The sequence below is a fragment of the Candidatus Symbiopectobacterium sp. NZEC135 genome, from assembly GCF_025962695.1.
This window is the reverse complement of the sequence record NZ_JAGFPF010000548.1, coordinates 1-1234: the sequence shown is the minus strand read 5'-3', so window position 1 is coordinate 1234 and position 1234 is coordinate 1. Positions and strand designations below refer to the sequence as shown.

At 58.7% G+C, this 1234-nt stretch carries 2 protein-coding genes; both read left to right on the top strand.

What is annotated here, in order from left to right; genetic code table 11:
• Nucleotides 1-470, top strand: a 470-nt coding sequence (locus J5224_RS28670; RefSeq protein ID WP_319802502.1) for an IclR family transcriptional regulator C-terminal domain-containing protein, incomplete at its 5' end; no start/stop codon positions are given.
• A gap of 59 nt (nucleotides 471-529) precedes the next feature.
• On the top strand, nucleotides 530-1192 hold the full coding sequence (locus tag J5224_RS28665) for a CDP-alcohol phosphatidyltransferase family protein (RefSeq protein ID WP_264628491.1): 663 nt from the start codon (nucleotides 530-532) through the stop codon (nucleotides 1190-1192).
• The last annotated feature ends 42 nt before the right edge of the window (nucleotides 1193-1234 follow it).

Below are 1234 nucleotides of genomic sequence, written 5' to 3'. Positions count from 1 at the left end.
CCGTCAATCTGGCGGTGTTGGACAACAGCGATCACCAGGCGATTATTATCGACCAGGTGCAGTGCACTGCGCTGATGCGCATGTCTGCGCCGATTGGCGGAAAGCTTCCGATGCACGCCTCCGGCGCGGGAAAAGCCTTTCTGGCAAACCTGAGCGACGATCAGGTCAGCAGCCTGCTGCATCGCAAAGGATTGCATGCCTATACTCACGCCACGCTGGTTTCGCCGGTGCATCTGAAAGAAGATTTGGCGCAAATCCGCCGACGCGGTTACTCCTTTGACGATGAAGAACACGCGCTCGGGCTACGCTGCATCGCAGCCTGTCTGTTCGACGAGCACCGCGAACCGTTTGCCGCCATCTCCATCTCTGGCCCGATCTCCCGCATCACGGACGATCGCGTAACCGAACTCGGGGCGTTGGCGATCGGTGCAGCCAAAGAAGTCACGCTGGCTTATGGTGGAATCCGTTAATATTTCTGCAAACTTGGCTATAATGTGCGCTCTCGATTTCACTTCACGAGCACAGGGTTATGGAAAAGGACATCCAGGATCGCCGTCCGATTCGGGCGCGCGAGACACGATGGGCAACGGCGACAGCACGCTATTTACGCCGTAAAGGTTATACGCCCAATGCTATCTCACTCTTCAGTATTCTGTTCGCCGCCCTTGGCGCGCTCTGTTTTCTCATCGTGTGGCGCTGTGACAGCGAAGGCCTGCAACGGGGTTTGTTGATCGCTGGCGCGCTCGGTATTCAGGGGCGCTTACTGTGTAACCTGCTTGACGGCATGGTCGCGGTTGAGGGAGGAATGCGCAGTCCGGCGGGGGCGGTGTATAACGAATTGCCCGACCGCGTATCCGATACCTTGCTGTTGTTGGGCATCGGCTACGGCATACTGCAACACCCTTACGCGCCGCTGCTGGGCTGGGGGGCGGCACTGCTGGCGCTGGCAACCGCGTATATTCGCCTGCTGGGCGGCACCTGCGAATTGGCGCAGCGCTTCAGCGGCCCCATGGCGAAACAGCACCGCATGGCACTGCTCACCGCAGGTGCCATTGTGGCCGCAATAGTGCCACAGTGGGGACAGTCTATTTTTACCCTCCTCCTTGCCGCGATACTGCTGGGTGCCGGAGCAACCTGCATTCATCGTACTCGCCAGATTATCCGCGACCTGTCATCAGGAGAACCGTCATGACATTCAGCCCCGATAAAACGCTGGTACGTGCGCTGCTGGTAA

Excerpts from the sequence above, each read along its gene's own strand:
- J5224_RS28665 (WP_264628491.1), top strand. The coding sequence starts at position 530 with ATGGAAAAGGACATCCAGGATCGCCGTCCGATTCGGGCGCGCGAGACA.